23 protein-coding genes are annotated in these 21,401 nt (G+C 72.7%); 13 read left to right on the top strand and 10 right to left on the bottom strand.

Features of this window, described 5'->3' with window-relative positions; translation table 11 throughout:
• Positions 1 to 299 precede the first annotated feature (299 nt).
• Both ACGFZF_RS27065 and ACGFZF_RS27070 read right to left on the bottom strand, forming a co-directional pair.
• The gene (locus tag ACGFZF_RS27065; RefSeq protein ID WP_393558215.1) at positions 300 to 1,775 is read right to left on the bottom strand and encodes a DUF3152 domain-containing protein; all 1,476 of its coding nucleotides are present in this window, start codon (positions 1,773 to 1,775) and stop codon (positions 300 to 302) included.
• Between the two features lie 8 nt (positions 1,776 to 1,783).
• Entirely contained in the window at positions 1,784 to 2,797 is a 1,014-nt protein-coding gene (locus tag ACGFZF_RS27070) for an alpha/beta fold hydrolase (protein WP_393558217.1), read from the bottom strand.
• A 136-nt stretch (positions 2,798 to 2,933) separates the two neighbouring features.
• Between ACGFZF_RS27070 and ACGFZF_RS27075 the strand changes: the two genes are divergently transcribed.
• The 4 genes from ACGFZF_RS27075 (at position 2,934) to ACGFZF_RS27090 (ending at position 4,753) form a co-directional block, all read left to right on the top strand.
• The gene (locus tag ACGFZF_RS27075; protein ID WP_393558219.1) at positions 2,934 to 3,152 is read left to right on the top strand and encodes a hypothetical protein; all 219 of its coding nucleotides are present in this window, start codon (positions 2,934 to 2,936) and stop codon (positions 3,150 to 3,152) included.
• A 146-nt stretch (positions 3,153 to 3,298) separates the two neighbouring features.
• The gene (locus ACGFZF_RS27080; RefSeq protein WP_393558221.1) at positions 3,299 to 3,958 is read left to right on the top strand and encodes a TetR/AcrR family transcriptional regulator; all 660 of its coding nucleotides are present in this window, start codon (positions 3,299 to 3,301) and stop codon (positions 3,956 to 3,958) included.
• Positions 3,959 to 4,073: 115 nt separating this feature from the next.
• Complete coding sequence (locus ACGFZF_RS27085) at positions 4,074 to 4,301, top strand: DUF3107 domain-containing protein (RefSeq protein ID WP_147981101.1); 228 nt, start codon at positions 4,074 to 4,076, stop codon at positions 4,299 to 4,301.
• Positions 4,302 to 4,483: 182 nt separating this feature from the next.
• Complete coding sequence (locus ACGFZF_RS27090; protein ID WP_393558224.1) at positions 4,484 to 4,753, top strand: hypothetical protein; 270 nt, start codon at positions 4,484 to 4,486, stop codon at positions 4,751 to 4,753.
• A 101-nt stretch (positions 4,754 to 4,854) separates the two neighbouring features.
• Here ACGFZF_RS27090 and ACGFZF_RS27095 read toward each other — a convergent pair whose 3' ends face one another.
• Positions 4,855 to 5,634, bottom strand: coding sequence for a ferritin-like fold-containing protein (locus tag ACGFZF_RS27095; RefSeq protein ID WP_356606587.1), 780 nt, complete (start codon positions 5,632 to 5,634; stop codon positions 4,855 to 4,857).
• Positions 5,635 to 6,147: 513 nt separating this feature from the next.
• Between ACGFZF_RS27095 and ACGFZF_RS27100 the strand changes: the two genes are divergently transcribed.
• Positions 6,148 to 8,340, top strand: a complete 2,193-nt coding sequence (locus tag ACGFZF_RS27100) for a DEAD/DEAH box helicase (protein ID WP_393558226.1) — start codon at positions 6,148 to 6,150, stop codon at positions 8,338 to 8,340.
• A 98-nt stretch (positions 8,341 to 8,438) separates the two neighbouring features.
• Positions 8,439 to 9,296, top strand: a complete 858-nt coding sequence (locus ACGFZF_RS27105; RefSeq protein ID WP_393558228.1) for an alpha/beta fold hydrolase — start codon at positions 8,439 to 8,441, stop codon at positions 9,294 to 9,296.
• 45 nt (positions 9,297 to 9,341) lie between these two features.
• Here ACGFZF_RS27105 and ACGFZF_RS27110 read toward each other — a convergent pair whose 3' ends face one another.
• Positions 9,342 to 10,268: an NYN domain-containing protein gene (locus ACGFZF_RS27110; protein WP_393558230.1), complete on the bottom strand. Its 927-nt coding sequence runs from the start codon at positions 10,266 to 10,268 to the stop codon at positions 9,342 to 9,344.
• Positions 10,269 to 10,442: 174 nt separating this feature from the next.
• Between ACGFZF_RS27110 and ACGFZF_RS27115 the strand changes: the two genes are divergently transcribed.
• Entirely contained in the window at positions 10,443 to 10,595 is a 153-nt protein-coding gene (locus ACGFZF_RS27115) for a hypothetical protein (protein WP_318103221.1), read from the top strand.
• 111 nt (positions 10,596 to 10,706) lie between these two features.
• Here the strand turns inward: ACGFZF_RS27115 and ACGFZF_RS27120 are convergent, their stop codons facing one another.
• From ACGFZF_RS27120 to ACGFZF_RS27130, 3 genes are all read right to left on the bottom strand, one after another.
• On the bottom strand, positions 10,707 to 11,312 hold the full coding sequence (locus ACGFZF_RS27120; RefSeq protein WP_356606578.1) for a MarC family protein: 606 nt from the start codon (positions 11,310 to 11,312) through the stop codon (positions 10,707 to 10,709).
• 236 nt (positions 11,313 to 11,548) lie between these two features.
• Entirely contained in the window at positions 11,549 to 12,409 is an 861-nt protein-coding gene (locus tag ACGFZF_RS27125) for a PHP domain-containing protein (protein WP_393558386.1), read from the bottom strand.
• A gap of 233 nt (positions 12,410 to 12,642) precedes the next feature.
• A complete protein-coding gene (locus tag ACGFZF_RS27130) occupies positions 12,643 to 13,281 on the bottom strand; it encodes a DUF6758 family protein (RefSeq protein WP_393558233.1) in 639 nt (212 codons plus the stop codon).
• A gap of 303 nt (positions 13,282 to 13,584) precedes the next feature.
• On the opposite strand from ACGFZF_RS27130, the gene ACGFZF_RS27135 reads away from it, so the two are divergent.
• Positions 13,585 to 13,854: a hypothetical protein gene (locus ACGFZF_RS27135; protein ID WP_393558235.1), complete on the top strand. Its 270-nt coding sequence runs from the start codon at positions 13,585 to 13,587 to the stop codon at positions 13,852 to 13,854.
• A 54-nt stretch (positions 13,855 to 13,908) separates the two neighbouring features.
• Here the strand turns inward: ACGFZF_RS27135 and ACGFZF_RS27140 are convergent, their stop codons facing one another.
• Positions 13,909 to 14,493, bottom strand: coding sequence for a suppressor of fused domain protein (locus ACGFZF_RS27140; protein ID WP_393558237.1), 585 nt, complete (start codon positions 14,491 to 14,493; stop codon positions 13,909 to 13,911).
• Between the two features lie 410 nt (positions 14,494 to 14,903).
• Between ACGFZF_RS27140 and ACGFZF_RS27145 the strand changes: the two genes are divergently transcribed.
• Both ACGFZF_RS27145 and ACGFZF_RS27150 read left to right on the top strand, forming a co-directional pair.
• Complete coding sequence (locus ACGFZF_RS27145) at positions 14,904 to 16,031, top strand: magnesium and cobalt transport protein CorA (RefSeq protein ID WP_393558239.1); 1,128 nt, start codon at positions 14,904 to 14,906, stop codon at positions 16,029 to 16,031.
• Positions 16,032 to 16,144: 113 nt separating this feature from the next.
• Positions 16,145 to 16,654 (top strand): hypothetical protein, encoded by a 510-nt coding sequence (locus ACGFZF_RS27150; protein ID WP_393558241.1) that lies wholly within the window; start codon positions 16,145 to 16,147, stop codon positions 16,652 to 16,654.
• Between the two features lie 52 nt (positions 16,655 to 16,706).
• On the opposite strand, the gene ACGFZF_RS27155 is transcribed toward ACGFZF_RS27150, so the two are convergent.
• On the bottom strand, positions 16,707 to 17,465 hold the full coding sequence (locus ACGFZF_RS27155; RefSeq protein ID WP_393558243.1) for a hypothetical protein: 759 nt from the start codon (positions 17,463 to 17,465) through the stop codon (positions 16,707 to 16,709).
• A 208-nt stretch (positions 17,466 to 17,673) separates the two neighbouring features.
• Here ACGFZF_RS27155 and ACGFZF_RS27160 point away from each other — a divergent pair, with 208 nt between their 5' ends.
• From ACGFZF_RS27160 to ACGFZF_RS27170, 3 genes are read left to right on the top strand one after another with little or no spacing between them, the layout of a single operon-like run.
• Positions 17,674 to 18,957, top strand: coding sequence for a magnesium transporter MgtE N-terminal domain-containing protein (locus tag ACGFZF_RS27160; protein ID WP_393558245.1), 1,284 nt, complete (start codon positions 17,674 to 17,676; stop codon positions 18,955 to 18,957).
• Positions 18,947 to 19,510, top strand: a complete 564-nt coding sequence (locus tag ACGFZF_RS27165; protein WP_393558247.1) for a DUF1003 domain-containing protein — start codon at positions 18,947 to 18,949, stop codon at positions 19,508 to 19,510. The genes ACGFZF_RS27160 and ACGFZF_RS27165 overlap by 11 nt, the downstream gene beginning before the upstream one ends.
• A 44-nt stretch (positions 19,511 to 19,554) precedes the next feature.
• Complete coding sequence (locus ACGFZF_RS27170; RefSeq protein WP_393558249.1) at positions 19,555 to 20,688, top strand: Mrp/NBP35 family ATP-binding protein; 1,134 nt, start codon at positions 19,555 to 19,557, stop codon at positions 20,686 to 20,688.
• Between the two features lie 58 nt (positions 20,689 to 20,746).
• Here the strand turns inward: ACGFZF_RS27170 and ACGFZF_RS27175 are convergent, their stop codons facing one another.
• Positions 20,747 to 21,376, bottom strand: a complete 630-nt coding sequence (locus ACGFZF_RS27175) for a hypothetical protein (RefSeq protein ID WP_356606558.1) — start codon at positions 21,374 to 21,376, stop codon at positions 20,747 to 20,749.
• Between the last annotated feature and the right edge of the window lie 25 nt (positions 21,377 to 21,401).

The following is a 21,401-nucleotide window of genomic DNA, read 5'->3' on the forward strand; positions in this document are numbered from 1 at the left end:
GCCGGCCAGCCCCGCTCGACCCCCCCCCGCCCCGCCGTGCCGGGGCCGGGGGGGGGGGGGGGGGCCCCCCCGGGCGGGGGGGGGGGGGGGGGCGGGCGGGGGGGGGGGGGGCGGGGGGGCCGCCCCGCCACCGGAAGGGGTGAATGCACGTAACTTTCCCCGCCCGATCGCGTTCCGTCGCGGTACGGGCCGAATCGTGCACGGAGAGTCAGGCTGCGGCCAGGTCCCGACGTCGCCGCCGGCACCCCGTCGCGGTCACGACGGGACGGCAGGACGCGGGGCGGGGCCGTGCGCCGGCCTCAACTACCGGGGTGGACCCAGGGGTTGGGGCGGCACTTGATGTCGTCGATGTCCAGCGACTTCGTCTGCTGCTGCATGACCGGGGCGAGCGCGCCCGGCGTCCGGCAGGTCACGTGGCTGTGGCCCAGCCGGTGTCCGACCTCGTGGTTGATGAGCATCTGGCGGTACGCGTGCATCGCCTTGTCGCCGAAGGTCTCCGAACCCTGGGCCCAGCGGTAGGCGTTGATCATGACCCGGGGGGTGGACGCGGAGTCGCAGGACACGTTGTCGACCGTGGTGTCCAGACCGGACTTCGCGCACCAGACGCCGGTGGTCCCGGGGCTCGCGAGGGTGATCACGAACTCGGGCTCCCCGCTGGAGATCCGCTCGAAGGTCATCTCGCCCTTGCCGGCCCAGCTCCGCCGGTCGTTGAGCGTCTTCTGCACGGCCTGCGCGAAGAGGGCGGGGTCGAGCCCGAGCCCCTTCTCCACGTCGACGCGGTAGCGGATCTTGCGCCCCTTGCCCGGCGCCTTGTCGAAGCCGCTCACGGCCTCGAACTCCCCCGAGCCCTTGAGCTTGGGGTCGATGGGGAACTGCCGGGTCATCAGCTGCTCGTAGGTGGGCGGCGCGGCCTGCACGGGAAGGGCGGGGGCCGTCCGCTCGTCGGAGCGCGAGGCGGGGCCTTCGTCCACGGTGCGGTCGGCGGGCTCCTCGGCCGCGTGGGCGAGGGGGCCGCCGGCGTCCCGGTCGGCGACCTGGCCGGCCACGACGACGGCGAGGACGGTGGTGACGGCGGCCGCGGCGATCCCGGTGAAGGCGCGTCCCTTGCCCCCGGTCCTGGCGGGCGGCGTCGGCGGGTCGAGCGGCTCGGGCGCGTCCTGGACCGGCGCGGCGAGCGGGTCCCCGGTGACGGTCTCGCGCCGGGGACCGGGGATGAAGGCGGACTGCGGTGTGGCGGTCCGGGGAGCGCCGGCCTGCCGGTCGCCGTAGCGCTCGGGCCGTTGTCGCGGCTCGAAGAAGTCGGGGTGACCGCCCCGTACGGAGGAGTCGGCGGGTTCGGGGTGGACCGGGGTGCCGTGTGTCGGCGTGTCCCACACGGGCCGCCCCGGCGCGCCCTGTCCGTACCCACCCGGTGCGGCGGGGCCCCGCCCCGCCGCGGGCTGCCCGTACGCGGGCCGCCTGCCCTGGTCCCGCCCGGCCGGGGCCGGTCGGTACGGGTCCGGGCGGTAGGGCTCCTGCCGGCGAGGGGCGTCCGTCCGCCCCGCCCCGTTCCCGGGGACCTCGCGGTAGACGCCGTCGCCGTACGAGCCCTCGCCGTAGGAGGTGTCGCCGTACGAGCCCTCGCGGTACGGATCCGTGCCGTACGCGTCCTGCCCGGGCGTCCGCCTGCGGCGCCCCGTCCCCGTCCCCGCCCCGGGCCCCGCCGTCTCCCGCGGTCCCGCGCCGCCCGTGGGGGCGGGCGCGGGAGAGGGTCCCTTGCGGCTGTGTCGTCCCACGGCCCGGATCAGCTCCCGCAACTGTCGTCTGTGGTGCGTTTGGTGTCCGCGGCCCGCGCCGCGTGTTCGGTGTCCTCGATCAGCTCCCGGACGGCCTGGGCGACCGTCTCCGGGTACTCCATCATGGCGACGTGCCCGGCGTCCGGAAGCGTCAGGAGCCGGGAGCCGCGGAACGCCGCCGCGGCCTTGCGCGCCATCCGGTAGGAGACGAGCTGGTCGCGGCCGCCGTAGACGAGGAGCGTCGGGGCGAGCACCCGCTCGGCCTGCCGCCACAGTCCGTGCTGGCCGCCGAGCGTGTACGCGTCGACGATGCCGCGCGAGGAGCGGGCCATCGCGTCCCAGAAGTAGGGGAGCTCCAGGCGCCGCTCCATCTCCTCCACCGCGTGCAGCAGCCCCTCGTCGGTGACCCGGCCGGGGTCTCCGTAACAGAGGGAGAGGACGCCGCGGACGCGCTGCTCCGGCGTCCAGTCCCGGGTGAGCCGGGAGAAGAGCGGGGCCACGCCCGGCAGCGCGAGCAGCGCCGTCGGCCAGGCGGTGCGCTGCGCGCGCAGCTCGGGCAGCGCCGGCGAGACCAGCGTCAGGGTCTTCACCAGGTCGGGCCGGACGGCGGCGACCCTGGTGGAGACGGCGCCGCCGAGCGAGTTGCCGATCAGGTGGACCGGGCCGCGGCCGGCGGAGTCCAGCAGCCGGATGACGGCGCGGGCGTGTCCGGTGACGGAGTAGTTGCCGTCGTCCGGCGGCGGCGAGTCGCCGAAGCCGGGCAGGTCGACGGCCTCTCCGTCGACGAGGTCCGAGAGCAGCGGCATCAGGGCCGACCAGTTCTGGGACGAGCCGCCGAGCCCGTGGACGTAGAGCGCGGGCGCGAGGCCGGGCGTGTCGCCGGGCCTGGCGCGCACGGTGAGCGTGAGTCCGGGCAGTGCCACGGAGCGCAGCTCCTCGCCTTCGGCGACCCGCACGGCGCGGGCGTGCGACGTGGCGGGGGCTGCGGCGGTCCGGGTTTCCGGCAGCTCGGTCGAGGACATGGCCGCAATATTACGAGACGATCACGCGGCGGCGCGTGTGTGTGGCGTCACAGGCTCGGGTGCGCCGCGGAAGGTGTGCTTCTAGGCTCGTAGGGGAGGGCCATCGGAGAGGACCCGCATGCCGGAAGGAACGCGCATGACTGTCGATCCGACCGAGCCGGACACATTCGCCGAAGAAGAAGAGGACGTCGTGCTCGACCAGGAAATCCCGGAAGCCGACGCGGCCGAGCAGCACACCGACCTCCAGCAGCGTGAGGACGAGGCGCGCACCCACGTCGAGCAGGACTCCGCGAACGAGGCGGACGCCTCGGAACAGGCCCGGGTGGTCAGCCTGGACGAAGACGACTACCGCTGATTTGTTCGGTTTAATCTTGAAGCGCCTATCGCCAGGCGCGTCCGGTCCGTGAAATTCTGCGTCCGCACCGCGCACAGCCGGGTTACCCAAAAGTACGATGGCGGCGCGGCGCCACAGCGCGCATGGATCGATTTTTGGGAGGCGGCGTGACAGCCATCGAGCAGACAGAGGCAGCACGCCCTCGGGGCACGCGCCTGCCGCGCCGCGCCCGACGGAACCAGCTGCTGGGCGCGGCCCAGGAGGTGTTCGTCGCGCAGGGGTACCACTCCGCCGCGATGGACGACATCGCGGAACGGGCGGGCGTCAGCAAGCCCGTGCTGTACCAGCACTTCCCCGGCAAGCTGGAGCTCTACCTGGCGCTGCTCGACCAGCACTGCGAGTCACTGCTCCAGGCGGTGCGCACCGCACTGGCCTCCACCTCGGACAACAAGCTCCGGGTCGCGGCGACGATGGACGCGTACTTCGCGTACGTGGAGGACGAGGGCGGCGCCTTCCGCCTCGTCTTCGAGTCCGACCTGACCAACGAGCCGGCCGTGCGCGAGCGCGTGGACCGGGTCAGCCTGCAGTGCGCCGAGGCCATCTGCGAGATCATCGCCGAGGACACCGACCTGTCCAAGGACGAGTCGATGCTGCTCGCCGTCGGACTCGGCGGCGTCTCGCAGGTCGTGGCGCGCTACTGGCTCTCCAGCGGGTCCTCGATCCCCCGCGACACGGCGGTGTCGCTGCTGACGTCGCTGGCCTGGCGCGGCATCGCCGGCTTCCCGCTGCACCCCACGGACGGACAGCCGATCACCGACGGCCACTGAGCCTGTTCGCTCCTGGCGTTCAGCGGCTGCACCGTACGTGTCCCCTCACCGGGCTAATGTGTGCAGCGTACGGCGCGGTGAACGCGCAACGCTGACCGTTCGGAGGGACATAGCCGTGGAGGTCAAGATCGGCGTGCAGCACGCACCCCGGGAGATCGTTCTGGAGAGCGGGCAGTCCGCCGAGGAGGTCGAGAGCGCCGTGGCCGACGCGCTGGCCGGCAAGGCGCAGCTGCTCAGCCTCACGGACGAGAAGGGCCGCAAGGTCCTGATCCCGGCCGAGAAGATCGCGTACGTCGAGCTCGGTGAGCCGGCCGTACGCCGGGTGGGCTTCGGCGCACTCTGAGACGTACGTCCTCGTGACGTGGATCGGCCCGGCGGACCTGTTCCGCCGGGCCTTTCGCGTGCCCTGCGGCCTCGGGGCCGGTCCACGTGCGGGCGTACCGGGAGGGTTGCTTTCCGGGCGCCCCGGGTAGGACGGCCTCAGACCGATTTGCCCGCCCCGCACCGCACGCGAGGTGATTCGCCGTGTTCCTGGAAGTCCTTGGCTCCGCTCTGCTCGGACTCGCCCTGGCCTGGGCGGCCGTGCACCGGTTGCCCGAACGCCTGCCCGCGCGCGGGGCCGTCCTCGTCACGGGAGCGCTCGGGGCCGTCTTCGGCGCCCTGGTGACCCACGGAGCACTGGGCCCCGGCCACGCCCTGGCCACCCTGATCGGCGCCGCGGCCGTCGCGACGGTCCTGCTGTCACTGCTGATCCGCCCGGAGTCGCGCCGGTTGCGCCGATCAGCGGCGGCGTGAACAGCGCCGCCGCCACCGCCGTCCCCGCGAGAACGCCGGGCCCCGCGGGGCCCGGCGCACCTGAGACCGGGACTCCCTCGCCGTGAGTCGCGCCGCTGGGATCAGGCGGCCAGGCCCAGTGCGGCCATCCGCTTGGTGTGGGCCTCGGTGATCCGGGAGAACATCCGGCCGACCTCGGCCAGGTCGAAGCCGGCGGCCATGCCGTCGACCCCGCCGACCAGCATCGTCGAGAGCGCGTCCCGCTCGGCCACCACGCGCTGCGCCTGGGAGAGCGCCTCGCCCATCAGCCGGCGCGCCCACAGCGCGAGCCGGCCGCCGACCCGCGGGTCGGCCTCGATCGCGGCGCGGACCTTCTCCACGGCGAAGTTGCCGTGACCCGTGTCGTCGAGGACCGACAGGACGAGGCGACGGGTGTCGGTGTCCAGACGGGCCGCGACCTCGCGGTAGAAGTCGCTGGCGATGGAGTCGCCGACGTAGGCCTTGACCAGGCCCTCCAGCCAGTCCGACGGGGCCGTCAGGCGGTGGAAGTCGTCGAGCGCCTTGGCGAACGGCTCCATCGCGGCCGTCGGCTCGGCGTCCACGGCGGCGAGGCGGTCCCGCAGCTGCTCGAAGTGGTGGAACTCGGCGGAGGCCATCTTCGCCAGCTCCGCCTTGTCCCCGAGGCTCGGAGCGAGCTTGGCGTCCTCGGCGAGCCGCTCGAAGGCCGCCAGCTCGCCGTAGGCCAGCGCGCCGAGCAGATCGACGACCGCGGCGCGGTACTGCGGCACGGCGGATGCCGTGGCCCAGTCCTGGGCGGCGATCCCGGTGGGCTCTCCGGCGGCGTTCTCAGCGGCGTTCTCGGTGCCGTTCCCGGCGTCCGTGGCGTTGTCAGGCGTCTCCATGAAGCGCACAATAGCCCGCCCTCAGGTCGGCGTACGGCCCTGGTCAGTCACTGTGACGGCGCCCTCATCGCGATTTCTCCCAACACACATGCGCGATTCCGGGGTACAGTGGTAATGCGCCTGCTGAGTATGCGGACATGCTTTCGCACGTTCGGACGTATCCGGTGGGCCATCTCATGAATGAGGATGCCCGGTCGGTGGCCCGATCGGCTCCGACCTGACAGCCCTCACCGCGCCCCCGCGGGAGGGTCCCTCAGCGGCACGACGCTCGAGCGACGGCAGTGGTCCCGCGCCACCCGGCTGTGATCGTCTCGATCCGGGATCTCCACGATCCGGGATCACGATCCGGCCGGAAGTGATCCGGCACGGTACGACCCCCAGCGTTCGCCTCGCGCCGCGTCTCACAGAAGAGGCAGCACCCTGACTACGACTTTCCGAGAGCTCGGGATCCTTCCCGAGACGGCCGAGGCGCTCGAAGCCGTCGGCATCGTGTCCCCCTTTCCCATCCAGGAGATGACCCTTCCGGTCGCCCTCTCCGGCACCGACGTCATCGGCCAGGCCAAGACCGGCACCGGCAAGACCCTCGGTTTCGGTCTTCCCCTCCTGGAGCGCGTCACCGTCCCCGCGGACGTCGAGGCCGGCCGGGCCAGGCCCGAGCAGCTGACCGACGCCCCGCAGGCCCTGGTCGTCGTCCCCACGCGCGAACTGTGCACCCAGGTCACCAACGACCTGCTGACCGCCGGCAAGGTCCGTAACGTCCGCGTGCTCGCCATCTACGGCGGCCGGGCGTACGAGCCCCAGGTCGAGGCGCTCAGGAAGGGCGTCGACGTCATCGTCGGCACCCCGGGCCGCCTGCTCGACCTGGCCGGCCAGCGCAAGCTGGACCTGTCCCACGTCAAGGCCCTCGTCCTGGACGAGGCCGACGAGATGCTCGACCTGGGCTTCCTGCCCGACGTCGAGAAGATCATGAACATGCTTCCGGCGAAGCGTCAGACCATGCTGTTCTCGGCCACCATGCCGGGCGCGGTCATCGGTCTGGCCCGCCGCTACATGTCGCAGCCGACGCACATCCGCGCCACCTCGCCCGACGGCGAGGGCGTGACCGTCGCCAACATCAAGCAGCACGTCTTCCGCGCGCACTCGATGGACAAGCCGGAGATGGTCTCCCGCATCCTGCAGGCCAACGGCCGCGGGCTCGCGATGATCTTCTGCCGTACGAAGCGCACGGCGGCCGACATCGCCGAGCAGCTGCAGCGTCGCGGCTTCGCCTCCGGCGCGGTCCACGGCGACCTCGGCCAGGGCGCTCGCGAGCAGGCGCTGCGCGCCTTCCGCAACGGCAAGGTCGACGTTCTCGTCTGCACCGACGTCGCCGCCCGCGGTATCGACGTCGAGGGCGTCACGCACGTCATCAACTACCAGTCGCCCGAGGACGAGAAGACGTTCCTCCACCGCGTCGGCCGCACCGGCCGCGCGGGCAACAAGGGCACGGCCGTGACCCTGGTCGACTGGGACGACATCCCGCGCTGGCAGCTCATCAACAAGGCGCTCGGGCTGGACTTCCACGAGCCGGTCGAGACGTACTCCAGCTCCCCGCACCTGTACGAGGAGCTGGACATCCCGGCGGGCACCAAGGGCGTCCTGCCCCGCGCCGAGCGGACCCGCGCGGGTCTGGGCGCCGAGGAGCTGGAGGACCTGGGCGAGCCCGGCGGACGCCGCGGCAAGAAGGCGGCCCCGGCCGTCGAGGAGAGCCCGGCCCGCACCCGCACGCCGCGCCAGCGGCGCCGTACCCGCAGCGGTTCCACGGTCGACGAGACCGCGGCCGAGACCACGGTCGTCGAGGCATCGGCTCCGGCCGCCGCCGCGGTCGCCCAGGAGCAGCCGTCGGAGACGCGCACCCCGCGCCGCCGTCGTCGTACCCGCTCCAGCGGCTCGGGCGCCGCGCCTGCCGCCGCCGCTCCGGCCGCGCAGGCTCCGGCCGCGCAGGCTCCGGCCGCGCAGGCGGCGCCGGTCAGGCAGGCCGTTCCGGCCGCCAAGGCCGCTCCGGTCGCCGCGGAGAAGGTCGAGGAGGCCCCGAAGGCTCCCCGCCGTCGCCGCGCCCGCATCATCCGGCCCGAGGCCGAGACCGTCACCTTCCAGACCCCGGAGAGCGCGGCGGCCGCGGCGGCCGCTGCCGCCGCTGCCACCACGGTGGTCGAGGCCCCCGTGGTCGTCGAGGAGGCGCCCAAGGTCCCGCGTCGCCGCACGGCCAGGAAGGCCGTCGCCGCCGAGGCCCCGGCCGCCGTCGAGACGGTCGAGGAGGCGCCGAAGGTCCCGCGTCGCCGCACGGCCAGGAAGGCCGCCGTGGCCGAGGCCCCGGCCGCCGTCGAGGCCCCGGCCGTCGCCGAGACCGTCGAGGAGGCCCCCAAGGCCCCCCGCCGCCGCACGGCCAAGAAGGCCGTCGCCGTCGCCGAGGCCCCGGCCGCCGTCGAGGCCCCGGCCGTCGCCGAGACCGTCGAGGAGGCCCCCAAGGCCCCCCGCCGCCGCACGACGAAGAAGGCCGTCGCCGAGGCGCCCGACGCCTCGGAGCCGAAGACGACCACGCGTCGCCGTACGGTCAAGAAGGCCACCGCCCCGGTCGAGGCCGGCGCGTCGGCCGAGCCGGCCGAGGCCCCCAAGGCCCCGCGTCGCCGCACGACGAAGAAGGCGGCGGCCCAGCCGGAGAGCTGACACCCCCCGGCAGCACCCGCGCAGCGGCCCACCCCCTCCCGGGGAGTGGGCCGCTGCCGCGTCCGGGCACGGCCGCTGCCTGCGGCTACGCTCCCCTTATGAGCAAGCCCCGGTCCCTGGAACTCCCGCCCCGCACCCGCGCCCGCCGGCTGCGGACCGCCCGCGGTGACTTCGCCGTCCTGGACACGGCGCCCCGGGGCGAGATCCGGGGGACGGCCCTCCTGCTGCCCGGCTACACCGGCAGCAAGGAGGACTTCCTGGCCCTGCTCGGGCCGCTGAGCGACGCCGGGTACCGCGCGGTGGCGGTCGACGGGCGCGGTCAGCACGAGAGCGCGGGGCCACGGCACCGGGGCGCGTACACCCGGCGGGCGCTCGCGCTCGACGTCGTCGCGCAGGCGGCGGCGCTCGGGGAGGGCCCGGTGCACCTGCTGGGGCACTCCTTCGGCGGGCTGGTGGCCCGCGCGGCCGCGTCGCTGGCGCCGGAGGCCTTCCGCTCGCTGACGCTGCTGTCCTCGGGGCCCGGCCGGGTCGCCCGACCGCAGCGGGTCCGGGTGCGCGCGCTGCGGGCCGCTCTGGCGCTGCTGTCCAAGGAGCGGGTCTGGCGGACGACGCGCTGGCTGGACAGCCGCGGCGAACAGCCGGGCGCGGGCGACCCGCCGGAGATCGTGCTCTTCCTGCGCCGCCGGTGGATGCGCACCCGGATCGTCCAACTGGCGGCCACCGGACGGCTGTTGAACCGGGACCCGGACGGCACCCTCCAACTCGCCGGGCTCGGGATGCCGTTGCACATCGCCTACGGGGACGAGGAGACCGTCTGGCCGGTGGAGGAGCTGGCCGCCGCCGCGCACCGCACGGGGGCCCGCCACACGGTGGTGACGGGCGCGGGCCACTCCCCCAACGTCTCGCACCCCCAGGAGCTGGCGGACCGCCTGACGGCGTTCTGGGACCTCTGCTGAGGGCCCTCCGGGCGGGCCCGGACGCCGGGCCGGCCCCTGCGGAGGTCAGAACTGGGCGCGGAGGTGCTGCCAGAAGCCGTCCCGCAGCGCCCGGCGCAGCACCGCGTGGCCCCGCAGGGAGCGGCTCAGCAGTTTCTCCCCCTCGATGAGCAGGTCCTGGTCGACCGGACCCGGCAGGTACGGGTGCCCCGGCAGCAGCTCGGCCAGCGCGTCCGGGCCGCGCTCGGCGAGCCAGGTGGCGGCGATCTGCGCACCGACGAAGCGGACCTCGTCGCGCGACGGGGGCGGCTCGCCCTCGTTCTCGTAGGTCGTGACGGGGCGGCGGGTGACGTAGGGGCGCCAGAAGTCGAGGTCGAAGGTGCGCTGGCTGTCGACCTCCCAGAGCAGCGGCTCGGCCTGGTTGCGCCCTTCGGATGCCTCGATGCCCCAGAGGTGGACGCGGGCGCCGTAGCCCTGGGCGGCCTCGACGGCCGAGACGAGGTCCTCGTCGCCGCCGACGAGGGCCGCGTCGCTGATGGCGCGGTGCCGGGCGAGGGACTCCAGGTCCGAGCGGATGAGGGAGTCGACGCCCTTCTGCTGGTTGTTGGCGTTCAGGTTGCCGAGGCGCACCTTGACGTCGGGCAGTTCGGCGATCGACTGCTGCTCGGCGGTGTGGATGCGGCGCCGGGCGCCGTCGTACCAGTACACGCGCAGCAGGCGGCTGTCCGCGAAGATCGTGCGGGCCTTGTCGATGAATGCCTCGATGAGCCCCTCGGCGTCGAGGTCGAAGGAGCGCCGGTCCTCGGTACCCGCCACCAGCAACCCGGCCGCAGCATAGACGTAACCTGCGTCGACGAAGATGGCGTGGGTCGAAGGGGTCTTGGCCACCTCGGCCAGCATCCGCTGGAGGAGCTCATTGGTGCGCTCCAGGCGGGCGCCGAGCTCGTGGACCGGGTCGCCGGACGGTGTCTGAGGGTTCTCTGCGTCGTTCATACGGGCCTCATTGTCCGCCGCCGCCGACCCTCCCGACAACGTCGCCTACCTGCTAGTAGTTAGGCATCCAAAAAATTTCCTTAGCGTAGGGAATGTTTGCAGGGTGCATCCCGTTGGACCCCTTGTAACGCAGTTCTCCATCAGGAGGATCAACTCAGACGAAGGGAGAAGCCCGTGCGCTTCGAAATCCTGCGACTCGACGACATCGACGGCACGCCCGTCGACCGGACCGTCGTGGACGCCGCCTCCGTCAACCGGATCGTGCAGCAGGCCGCTTCGATCGGTCAGCGCATCTGGATCCGCCCGGCAGACACCACGGCCTCGTAACGCCGTAGGGCCTGAGGGCACTCACTCACGCACCGCGCCCCCGCACGGACTCCGTCGCAACGGAATCCGTACGGGGGCGCAGTGGCGTCCGGGGGCCCGGGGGCCGGGACCCTAGGAGCCCTGGATCACCTGGGTGACGCCGTTGATGATCTGCTGCACAGCGATGGCCGACAGCATCATGCCGGCGAGCCGGGTCACCAGCACGACACCGCCGTCCTTGATGACGCGGATGATCACCAGCGAGTAGCGCATGGTCAGCCAGAGCACGACGTGCATGGCGGCGATGGCCGTCCAGACGGAGACCTGCGCGCCGACCCCGTCGGCGTGCTGCACCGCGAGGATCACCGACACGATGGCGCCCGGCCCGGCGAGCAGGGGCATCCCGAGGGGGACCAGCGCGACGTTGACGTCCTTGGTCTGCTTGGGCTCGTCGGTCTTGCCGGTGAGCAGGTCGAGCGCGATGAGCAGGAGCAGCAGTCCACCCGCGATCATCAGCGCGGGCACGGAGACGTGCAGGTAGTCGAGGATCTGCTGCCCGAGGATGCCGAAGACGGTGATGACACCGAAGGCCACGGCGACCGCCTGCCAGGCCATGCGGCGCTGGACCTTGGCGGGCCGGCCGGAGGTGAGGGCGAGGAAGATCGGGGTGATCCCGGGGGGATCCATGATCACAAAAAGGGTCAGAAAGAGCGAGCCGAAGACGGCGACGTCGAACACGGTGAGCCTTGCAAGTCGGGATGTACGAGGGGTGTGGGACTGGGGAGAGTCGCACGGGGCGGCACGATGCGGCGCGGCGCGTGCGTGACCACGCGGGCAGCCGTCCGCGACGAGAACGCCGCGGAGAGACCGACGGCGACCGTCCGTCGAGGAGGTGTTCCGTCGGGGTGACCGCCCTCAGCGAGGACTGGGGCCTGCCGATCAGTCCGGCACGATCGGCGAGGCGGCCCCTGGGGTCAGGCGCGTCCCCCGGCACCCGGAACCGGGAAGGCTCCGGCCGCGCGGCGGGTGATCTCGCCGTAGATCTCGGGGTCGGTGGTGTACTCGCCGAGCCGGCAGGTCTTGCGGCTGCCGTGGTAGTCGCTGGAGCCCGTGCCGAGCAGCCCGAGCTCGCGGGCGAGGCCGCGCAGCCGGGCGCGGGTGGGCTCGTCGTGGTCCATGTGGTCGATCTCGATGCCGTCGAGGCCGGCCGCGGCGAGCCGGGCGATGGCGGCCTCCGGCACGACCTCGCCGCGCTTGACGGCGAGCGGGTGCGCGAAGACGGTGACGCCGCCGGCCGCCTTGACGAGCCGGATCGCGTCGAACGGGTCGAGTTCGTGCTTCTCCACGTACGCCCGGCCGCCGTCGGCGAGCCACTGCTGCGTGAAGGCGCCGGAGACGTCGGGGACCACACCCAGTTCGACGAGGGCCTCGGCGATGTGCGGGCGGCCCACCGAGCCGTCCCCGGCGATGCGGGCGACCTGCTCCCAGGTCACGGGCACGCCCAGCTCCTGGAGCTTGCCGACCATCGCCTGCGCGCGGGGCACGCGGTCGTCCCGTACCAGCTCGCGCTCGGCGGCGAGTTCGGGCTCCTCGGGATCGAAGAGGTACGCCAGCATGTGCAGTCCGATGCCGTCGATCCGGCAGGACAGCTCGGCCCCGGTGACGAGCGTGAGCCCCTCGGGCAGCGCGGCGATCGCCTCGGCGTGACCGCGGGTGGTGTCGTGGTCGGTGAGGGCGACGACGTCGAGCCCGGCGGCGGCCGCGTTGCGGACCAGCTCGGCGGGGGTGTCCGTACCGTCCGACGCCGTGGAGTGGGTGTGCAGATCGATGCGCACGACGCGGTACTCCAGGGGGCTCGGAACGGACAAGGGGGCCGCTCCAGCATAACGGGCGTATCGAACACCCGGTCCCGTTCCGCGGACACCGGTGGCGATCACCCGGCGCCGTCCGGGGCGGGCACCCGGACCCGGCCGTCCGAATCCGATCGGCGGAGGCGGCCGGGTGCGCCGGTCACGCCCTCGGGGAGGGCGCCGCGCCCTCTCGCGCGGGGCCCACCGGAAGGCGCCCGTCAGCCGAGCAGACGGGGCGTCAGCGCCCCGCAGGGCAGCAGCTCGACCTCAGCTCCCGCGTCGCGCAGGTCGGTCAGCACCAGCTCGTCGTACATCAGCAGGCCCGACTGCTCCGGCCAGACGATCGCCCACAGCCAGAGGCCGCGCGCCTCGCCCGCGAAGACCGCGCGGTCGTGCGGGGTTCCGGTGACATGCCAGAGCGGGGTGGGGCGGCCGGCGGCGAGCACCTTGGTCTGCGGCGGTTTGTCGATGGAGATGCCCGCTCCGGGATCGGGGCCGTCGATCCCCGCGTAGCGCGCTCCGAGGCCCACGCCGAGCTCCTCGGCGATCAGCAGCAGCTCGCCGATGCCCCCGAGCGGGCCCGGCCCCGAGCAGGCGACGGCGGTCGCGCGTCCACCGCTGCGGTCGTCACCGGCATAGGCGACCCCGGTGAAGAGCCAGCCGACGGGCAGGGGCCACGGCATCCACACCGGCACCTGGGCCCGGTGCACGACGACACCGAGGGATTCGACGCTGGGCGGGATCACGGGTTGCATAGGGTGCACCGAGCCGTGCACGTCGCACTGCCAGGAATCGGCAAACAGTCCGGGCGCCCTGACCCGGCCACCGCACTTCGGGCAACTGGGTTCGCCCCTCATAGGGCCCAACGGTCCTACCCCGTCGCGCTCGCGTCAAGGACGATCACCCGTCCGGCCCGGACGGTTCACCCGCCGCAGTAGATGTATCCTGCATTTATTAGATCGCCTCACTTGTTCCGTGCACCGCACAACCATCCGTCGGACGCCGTGGCGGGCACGCCCGCGGCCGCCCCGTACCTCGCGCCGACGATCGAGGAGTGGGGCGGCACCCCGTCACGCCACCGAGGACGGGATGGAGGTGTTCGCCGGCTGAGGCCGCGTCATGGCCGGTTTGCCATGGCGGGCACGGGCAAAACGGAGCCCATGAGAGGCATCGACTCCGTCATAAGAACCATCGCGCACGTCCTCGCGGGCATCCTGGCCGTCTGGATCGTCATGGACCTGCTCGACGCCAACCGGGCGAACACCCTCGTCGACTGGTTCCACACCGCCGCCGACTGGCTCGCCGCCTGGTCGATCGGGCTCTTCGACGTCTCCCAGCACACCCTTCAGGTGCTGCTCGACTACGGCATCCCCGCGGTCGTCTACGTGGTCATCGCCGACCTCGTCGCCCGCAGGACCGTCGCGCGCTGACGTGGACCGGGGACCGTCGCGCCGACGGTCCCCGGTCCCGGGCCGTACGCGTCCTCAGTCCAGCGGCACGGACCCGCGCAGCGGATCGCGCAGGTCCGTGCCGCGGGCCAGCCAGCGCTCCTCCAGGGCCTTCGCTCCGTGCACCCGCTTCCAGGCCGCCTCGTTCGGCGTCATCGGCAGCAGCGGCAGGAAGCGGACCGGGTCCATCGGCTCGTCCAGCTCCAGGTCCTCCACCAGGCCGCCGGGCTCCGCGACGAGCACGGAGGTGAACGAGGCCCCCGGCCACAGGGGTTCACCCACGTCGAGCGAGGCCCCGGCGGCCACCACCACACCCTCCACCTGAGGCGTCGAGGCGAGGACCGCGAGCGGGCGCAGCACCTTGTCGGTGTCGGCGAGACCGCCGCGCACCGACAGCACCAGCTCCGCGCGCGGGCCCTTCACCGGGTCCGCGAGCGCCGCCGTCGGGTCGGCCATCGGTTGGGCGGACATCCCGAGCGTCGCGTAGCGCACCACGTCGCCGTCGGTGAAGCGCAGCACCTCGATCCGGTCCGTGCCGAGGAACGTCACCGCCGCCCGCGCGTCCGGTTCGCCGAGCGCCGTACGCAGCCGTGCCTCGACCAGAGCAAGAACTTCTCCCATGCAGTGAGCATAAAGCGCGTATGGAACGGGCAAAGGAAGGGATTGACCCTCAGTCGGCTGATAGTCTTGGCCGCTGGTCGGGACTCCCGACTACTCGTCATCCCCCAAGGGGGACCGGCTGGAGGAGGTGGGGCTGCGTGGATCGAAGTCGATCGGGCAGTACCAACCGCTCTTCCGCCCCGCACCCCGGCCCGGTGCATCTTTTCCGGTGACCTGAGGACCTTTCCCGTCCCCGTCACCCGGCTGCTCGCACGACGGAAGAGCATTTCGCCTTTGCCTGTCTGTAGCGAACGCCGTCACCGCGATCCCGCGGTGCCGCCCGCTTTGCGGACGTAGGACGTCAGGTCCACGCCCCCATTCCGGGCTGTGCCACGCATCGCCGACGGCTTCTCCGTGAAGGAGCATGCCGAATGTCGATGATCCGTGACCTGCGCGCCGCGGTCCGTCCCACCCTGCGGCCCAGCCTGCGCAAGACCCCCACCGTCTACACCGCCTACGACCCCACCCGCGACCCGTCCGCGTCCAGCGCGGTCGTCGACTGCGCCGTCTACCGCGACGGCCGCCGCGTGGACGACCGCGACTGCCTGACGCCGCGCGGCGCGATGCGCCAGGTGCGCGAGAGCGGCGGCTTCGCCTGGATCGGCCTGCACGAGCCGACCGAGGCCGAATTCGCGGGCATCGCGGCCGAGTTCGGGCTGCACCCGCTGGCCGTCGAGGACGCCGTGCACGCCCACCAGCGGCCCAAGCTGGAGCGGTACGACGACACCCTCTTCACCGTCTTCAAGACGATCCACTACGTCGAGCACGCCGAACTCACCGCCACCAGCGAGGTCGTGGAGACCGGCGAGGTGATGTGCTTCACCGGCCCGGACTTCGTCATCACCGTCCGGCACGGCGGCCAGGGCTCCCTGCGCAACCTCCGCCACCGCCTCCAGGGCGAGCCGGAACTGCTGGGCAAGGGCCCCTCGGCCGTGCTGCACGCCATCGCCGACCACGTCGTCGACGGCTACATCGCCGTCGCCGACGCCGTCGAGCTGGACATCGACCAGATCGAGATCGACGTCTTCTCGCCGCCGGCCAAGGGGTCGACGCGCGGCACGGACACCGGCCGGATCTACCAGCTCAAGCGCGAGGTGCTGGAGTTCAAGCGGGCCGTCACCCCGCTGCTGCGCCCGATGCAGCTGCTGAGCGAGCGGCCCATGCGGCTGGTCGACCCGGACATCCAGAAGTACTTCCGCGACGTCGCCGACCACCTGGCGCGCGTGCAGGAGCAGGTCGTCGGCTTCGACGAACTGCTCAACTCCATCCTCCAGGCCAACCTGGCGCAGGCGACCGTCGCGCAGAACGAGGACATGCGCAAGATCACCTCCTGGGCGGCGATCGTGGCCGTCCCGACGGCGGTCTGCGGCGTGTACGGCATGAACTTCGACCACATGCCGGAGCTCCACTGGAGGTACGGCTACCCGATGGTGCTGGTCGGCATCACGGCGATCTGTTTCACCATCCACCGCACGCTGAAGCGGAACGGCTGGCTGTAGGAGGTGTCCTGCCGATCACACCGTGGGCCCGGCCCGATCGGCAGGACACCTCCTGGCCCGCGTCGCGCCGGTCCGGCATCGTCCGCGAGGCGCCCGCTGGATAGGCTGCGGGCATGACGGAATCGCTGCTCGGCCCCGCGCTCGTCGAGGAGGCCACCAAGAAGTCCGGCCTCATCTGGGTCCGCGGCGAGGCCCCGGCCGCCCGGGCCCTGTGGCACGTCTGGTTCGACGGCGCCGCCCACGTCGTGGGCGACGGGCCCGGCGAGCAGCCCCTGCCCGGACTCGCGGCCGGTGCCACCGCCGAGGTGACCGTCCGCAGCAAGGACAAGGGCGGCCGGCTCGTCGCCTGGACCGCCGCAGTACGGGAGCTGCCCGCCGGCTCGCCCGAGTGGGACGCGGCGGTGGCCGAGCTGAAGGGCAAGCGCCTGAACGCGCCGGACGGCGAGGCCATGCCGGAGCGCTGGGCACGCGAGTGCCGGGTGCTGCGGCTGGAGCCGGTCGGCTCGACGACGGACCTGCCCGACGGCTCCCTGGCGGCCGTGCCGCAGCCCTCGGACGCGATCACCCGGCGGCCCGTACCGGCCGCGCTGCCCCGGCTGCTCCTGCGGCGCCGCAAGCGCTGACACCCCGCCCGCACGGCCCCGGGCCCGCCCGGGACGCCCGCGTGCCCGTGGTTCAGGTGCGGGGCAGCTGCTTGCCGTAGTCCAGCGTCTGCTCCTTGGCGGGGGCCTTCAGCGGGAAGTCCTTGTCCCACTCCGAGAGCACCACCACGCCCGCGCCGCCGCCCCGCGCGAAGCGGAGCGGGAACGGCGTGCCCTCCAGCGAGACGTCCAGCGTGCCGCCCTCGCCGTCCTCGCCGCCCTTGACCTTGACCGTCCGCAGGCCGCCGATCTTGTCCCGGTCGCCCTTGACGACGTCCCCGTGCAGGCCGATGAGCCCGTCGAGGAGCACGTCCATCTCGGTGAAGCCGCGCAGCTGCTTGTACGAGGGGTCGTCCTGCGGGATCTTCACGTACTTGTCGTCGAGCGTGTCGGCCGCCTCGGTGTCGGCGTCGCTCGGCGTCTCGGCCGCCTTGTCGTCGTGCGCCCAGAAGCCGGCGTCGGCCTTGAGGTAGAGCGTCTCGTCGATCCGCAGCAGTTCGAAGGTGCTGTTCTTCGTGGTGACCGAGCCGCTCGCGCCGTTCTGCTTGAGCCGCATGTTCAGCTTGTACGTGCCGCCCTTGCTGACCAGCGTCCCGGCCAGGCGCACCGCCTTCGCCGCGTCCGCCGCGGACTGCGCCTTCTCCTCGATGGCGGTCGCGGTCAGCTTCCCGACCCCGTTGGTGCCCTCGTCCGGGTCGGAGGCGCAGGCCGTGAGACCGGCCGCCAGCCCGGCGCAGAGCGCCACGGGCAGGACGACCCTGCGGATACGCGATGCCGGAGTACGAACGGTCACCTGCGCTGCCTCTCGTGTTCTTCGGGCCGGTGGGGGCGACCACGTCGGTGGGGGGACGGCAGCTCGCAGCGTACCCGGGGCGGTCACCGCCCCCTGCAGGCAGCCGTACGGGCGCTCTGCCGAAGCGGCACGGAGGGCCACGGGCTAGCCTGAATCCGGCATCCCCCGGCAATCACACCGATCCGGCGGCAGTGAGGAGGCGCAGGGCATGGCGGCAGGCGCCCCACGGATCTTCGTCTCGCATCTCGCCGGAGTCCCCGTCTTCGACCCCAACGGCGACCAGGTGGGCCGGGTCAGCGATCTCGTCGCCATGCTCCGGGTGGGCCGCCGGCCGCCGCGGCTGCTCGGCATGGTCGTCGAGATCCATCTCAGCCGCCGCCGGATCTTCCTGCCGATGACCCGGGTCACCGGCGTCGAGTCCGGCCAGGTCATCACCACGGGCGTGGTGAACATGCGCCGCTTCGAGCAGCGGCCCACGGAGCGGCTGGTCCTCGGCGAACTCCTGGACCGCCGGGTGAAGCTGGTGGGGCACGACGCGGACGGCGAGGAGGTCACCGTCCTCGACGTCGCGATCCAGCAGCTGCCGGCCCGCCGCGACTGGGAGATCGACAAGGTCTTCGTCCGGCGGGGCAAGGCCGGGGCGCTGCGCCGCAAGGGCGAGACGCTGACGGTGGAGTGGTCCGCGGTGACCGGCTTCTCCCTGGAGGAGCACGGGCAGGGCGCCGAGAGCCTGCTCGCCACCTTCGAGCGGCTGCGCCCCGCGGACCTGGCGAACGTGCTGCACCACCTCTCCCCCAAGCGGCGCGCCGAGGTGGCCGCCGCCCTCGACGACGACCGGCTCGCCGACGTCCTGGAGGAGCTGCCGGAGGACGACCAGATCGAGATCCTCGGCAAGCTGAAGGAGGAGCGGGCCGCCGACGTGCTGGAGGCGATGGATCCCGACGACGCGGCCGACCTGCTCTCGGAGCTGCCGGAGGAGGACAAGGAGCGCCTCCTGACCCTGATGCAGCCGGACGACGCCGCCGACGTGCGGCGGCTGATGGCGTACGAGGAACGGACCGCGGGCGGCCTGATGACCACCGAGCCGATCGTGCTGCGGGCCGACGCCACGGTCGCGGACGCACTGGCCCGGGTACGGCAGCAGGACCTCTCCCCCGCGCTGGCGGCGCAGGTGTACGTGTGCCGGCCCCCGGACGAGACGCCGACGGGCAAGTACCTGGGCACGGTGCACTTCCAGCGGCTGCTGCGGGACCCGCCGTTCACCCTGGTCGGTTCGCTGGTGGACAGCGACCTGCCGCCGCTCGCCCCGGACACGCCGCTGCCGGCGGTCACCAGCTATCTCGCCGCGTACAACATGGTCGCGGCGCCCGTCGTGGACGAGAGCGGTTCGCTGCTGGGGGCGGTCACCGTCGACGACGTCCTGGACCACCTGCTGCCGGAGGACTGGCGCGAGACGGAGTTCCACGTGGAGGGGGCGCCGCATGGCGGCTGAGCGCACGCAGGAGCGGGAGCGGACCGGCCCGCGCATCCGCCTCGACCTCCCGCGCGAGCGCCGGGCGAGGCTGCTGCCGGAGTACGACCCGGAGGCCTTCGGACGGCTCTCGGAGCGGATCGCCCGCTTCCTGGGGACCGGGCGTTTCCTCGTCTGGATGACCCTGACGATCATCGTCTGGGTGCTGTGGAACATCTTCGCGCCGACGTCGCTGCGGTTCGACGAGTACCCCTTCATCTTCCTGACCCTCGCGCTGTCGCTCCAGGCCTCCTACGCGGCACCGCTCATCCTGCTCGCCCAGAACCGGCAGGACGACCGGGACCGGGTGAACCTCGAACAGGACCGCAAGCAGAACGAGCGGTCGATCGCGGACACCGAGTACCTGACCCGGGAGGTCGCGGCCCTGCGGATGGGGCTCGGCGAGGTGGCCACCCGGGACTGGATCCGCTCCGAGCTGCAGGACCTGCTGAAGGAGATGGAGGAGCGCCGCGACGGGCACCGGGATCTATTCCCCCCGGGGGCCGACCACAGAAGTGACGTACCCGACCGCTGACGGGTCTTTCCGGGGTCGGTGGTCGGCGCCGTACCATCGTCGGTATGGCTACGGAAGACGCGGTGCGTGAAGCACTGGCGACGGTGAACGACCCCGAGATCAACAAACCGATCACCGAACTCGGCATGGTGAAGTCGGTGGAGATCGGATCCGACGGCAGGGTCGCCGTCACGGTCTATCTCACCGTCTCCGGCTGCCCGATGCGCGACACGATCACCCAGCGCGTCACGGACGCCGTCTCCCGGGTCGAAGGTGTCACCGGTGTCGACGTCTCGCTCGACGTGATGAGCGACGAGCAGCGCAAGGAACTGGCCACCGCCCTGCGCGGCACCACCGCCGAGCGCGAGGTGCCGTTCGCCAAGCCCGGCTCGCTGACCCGGGTGTACGCGGTCGCCTCCGGCAAGGGCGGCGTCGGCAAGTCCTCCGTGACGGTCAACCTCGCGGCCGCGATGGCCGCCGACGGGCTGAAGGTCGGCGTGGTCGACGCCGACATCTACGGCCACAGCGTGCCGCGCATGCTGGGCGCGGACGGCCGTCCGACGCAGGTCGAGAACATGATCATGCCGCCGTCCGCGAACGGCGTGAAGGTCATCTCCATCGGCATGTTCACCCCGGGCAACGCGCCGGTCGTCTGGCGCGGCCCGATGCTCCACCGCGCGCTGCAGCAGTTCCTCGCCGACGTGTACTGGGGCGACCTCGACGTGCTGCTCCTCGACCTGCCCCCGGGTACCGGCGACATCGCGATCTCGGTGGCCCAGCTGGTGCCGAACGCGGAGATCCTGGTCGTGACGACCCCGCAGCAGGCGGCGGCCGAGGTGGCCGAGCGGGCCGGATCCATCGCGGTCCAGACCCACCAGAAGATCGTCGGCGTGGTCGAGAACATGTCCGGGCTGCCGTGCCCGCACTGCGACGAGATGGTCGACGTGTTCGGCACGGGCGGTGGCCAGAAGGTCGCCGACGGCCTGACGAAGACCACGGGCGCCACGGTCCCGGTCCTCGGCTCGATCCCGATCGACGTCCGCCTGCGCGAAGGCGGCGACGAGGGCAGGCCGGTCGTGCTGACCGACCCCGAGTCCCCGGCGGGCGCCGCCCTCCGTGCCATCGCCGGCAAGCTCGGCGGCCGGGCGAGGGGCCTGTCGGGCATGAGCCTGGGCATCACCCCGCGCAACAAGTTCTGACCCGTCACACGGCGAAGGGCGCCCCTTCGGGGGCGCCCTTCGCCGTGTCGCGTGGCCGTCAGGCGTACGCGTCGAGGTCCTTGACCGCGGAGAACCCGAGACCGTAGGCGCTCATCCCGCGGCCGTACGCGCCGAGGTGGACACCGGCCTGCGTGGCGCCCGCGAGCACCCAGCCGAACTCGGACTCCCGGTAGTGGAAGGGCATCGGCACGCCGTCGACCGGCAGCGACAGGGTCGACCACTCCGGCCCGTCGAGGTCGTCCGCCAGCTCGAACGCGGTCTCCGTCTGCTGGTCCAGCCAGTCGTTGCGCAGACCGTGGTCCAGCTGCGCCGGCCACGTGTAGGCGAGCAGGCCCGAGCCGGCCAGCCAGGCCGCGGAGGAGACCGTGGTGGCGTCCAGCACCCCCGTGCCGTCGCCCGTGCGCCGTACCGGGCTCGCGGCGACCGTCACGACGACCGCGAAGCGCTCCTTCTCGGCGCCGCTCGCGTCGGACTTTATCGACGGCTCGTCGCCGTGCCCCATCGATCCGTGCTGGACGGTACCGTCCGCCGCCGTGCCGACCTGCATCAGCCAGCGCGCTCCGGCGAACGCGTCGTCAAGGCCGTACCAGGCGAAGGACGCCGCCAGATAGCCCTCGGCCGTGCGCCGGGACGCTGGACCCCCGTCCACCCGACTCGTCGTCTCCATCTCGGCCGCCTCCTCGATCCGTCAT

It is taken from the genome of Streptomyces sp. NPDC048338, assembly GCF_043201055.1.
Lineage (GTDB): Bacteria > Actinomycetota > Actinomycetes > Streptomycetales > Streptomycetaceae > Streptomyces.

Excerpts from the sequence above, each read along its gene's own strand:
- ACGFZF_RS27075 (WP_393558219.1), top strand. The coding sequence starts at position 2,934 with ATGACTGTCGATCCGACCGAGCCGGACACATTCGCCGAAGAAGAAGAG.
- ACGFZF_RS27135 (WP_393558235.1), top strand. The coding sequence starts at position 13,585 with ATGAGAGGCATCGACTCCGTCATAAGAACCATCGCGCACGTCCTCGCG.
- ACGFZF_RS27150 (WP_393558241.1), top strand. The coding sequence starts at position 16,145 with ATGACGGAATCGCTGCTCGGCCCCGCGCTCGTCGAGGAGGCCACCAAG.
- ACGFZF_RS27105 (WP_393558228.1), top strand. The coding sequence starts at position 8,439 with ATGAGCAAGCCCCGGTCCCTGGAACTCCCGCCCCGCACCCGCGCCCGC.
- ACGFZF_RS27095 (WP_356606587.1), bottom strand. The coding sequence starts at position 5,634 with ATGGAGACGCCTGACAACGCCACGGACGCCGGGAACGGCACCGAGAAC.
- ACGFZF_RS27145 (WP_393558239.1), top strand. The coding sequence starts at position 14,904 with ATGTCGATGATCCGTGACCTGCGCGCCGCGGTCCGTCCCACCCTGCGG.
- ACGFZF_RS27170 (WP_393558249.1), top strand. The coding sequence starts at position 19,555 with ATGGCTACGGAAGACGCGGTGCGTGAAGCACTGGCGACGGTGAACGAC.
- ACGFZF_RS27070 (WP_393558217.1), bottom strand. The coding sequence starts at position 2,797 with ATGTCCTCGACCGAGCTGCCGGAAACCCGGACCGCCGCAGCCCCCGCC.
- ACGFZF_RS27130 (WP_393558233.1), bottom strand. The coding sequence starts at position 13,281 with ATGAGGGGCGAACCCAGTTGCCCGAAGTGCGGTGGCCGGGTCAGGGCG.
- ACGFZF_RS27165 (WP_393558247.1), top strand. The coding sequence starts at position 18,947 with ATGGCGGCTGAGCGCACGCAGGAGCGGGAGCGGACCGGCCCGCGCATC.
- ACGFZF_RS27110 (WP_393558230.1), bottom strand. The coding sequence starts at position 10,268 with ATGAACGACGCAGAGAACCCTCAGACACCGTCCGGCGACCCGGTCCAC.
- ACGFZF_RS27160 (WP_393558245.1), top strand. The coding sequence starts at position 17,674 with ATGGCGGCAGGCGCCCCACGGATCTTCGTCTCGCATCTCGCCGGAGTC.
- ACGFZF_RS27175 (WP_356606558.1), bottom strand. The coding sequence starts at position 21,376 with ATGGAGACGACGAGTCGGGTGGACGGGGGTCCAGCGTCCCGGCGCACG.
- ACGFZF_RS27100 (WP_393558226.1), top strand. The coding sequence starts at position 6,148 with ATGACCCTTCCGGTCGCCCTCTCCGGCACCGACGTCATCGGCCAGGCC.
- ACGFZF_RS27140 (WP_393558237.1), bottom strand. The coding sequence starts at position 14,493 with ATGGGAGAAGTTCTTGCTCTGGTCGAGGCACGGCTGCGTACGGCGCTC.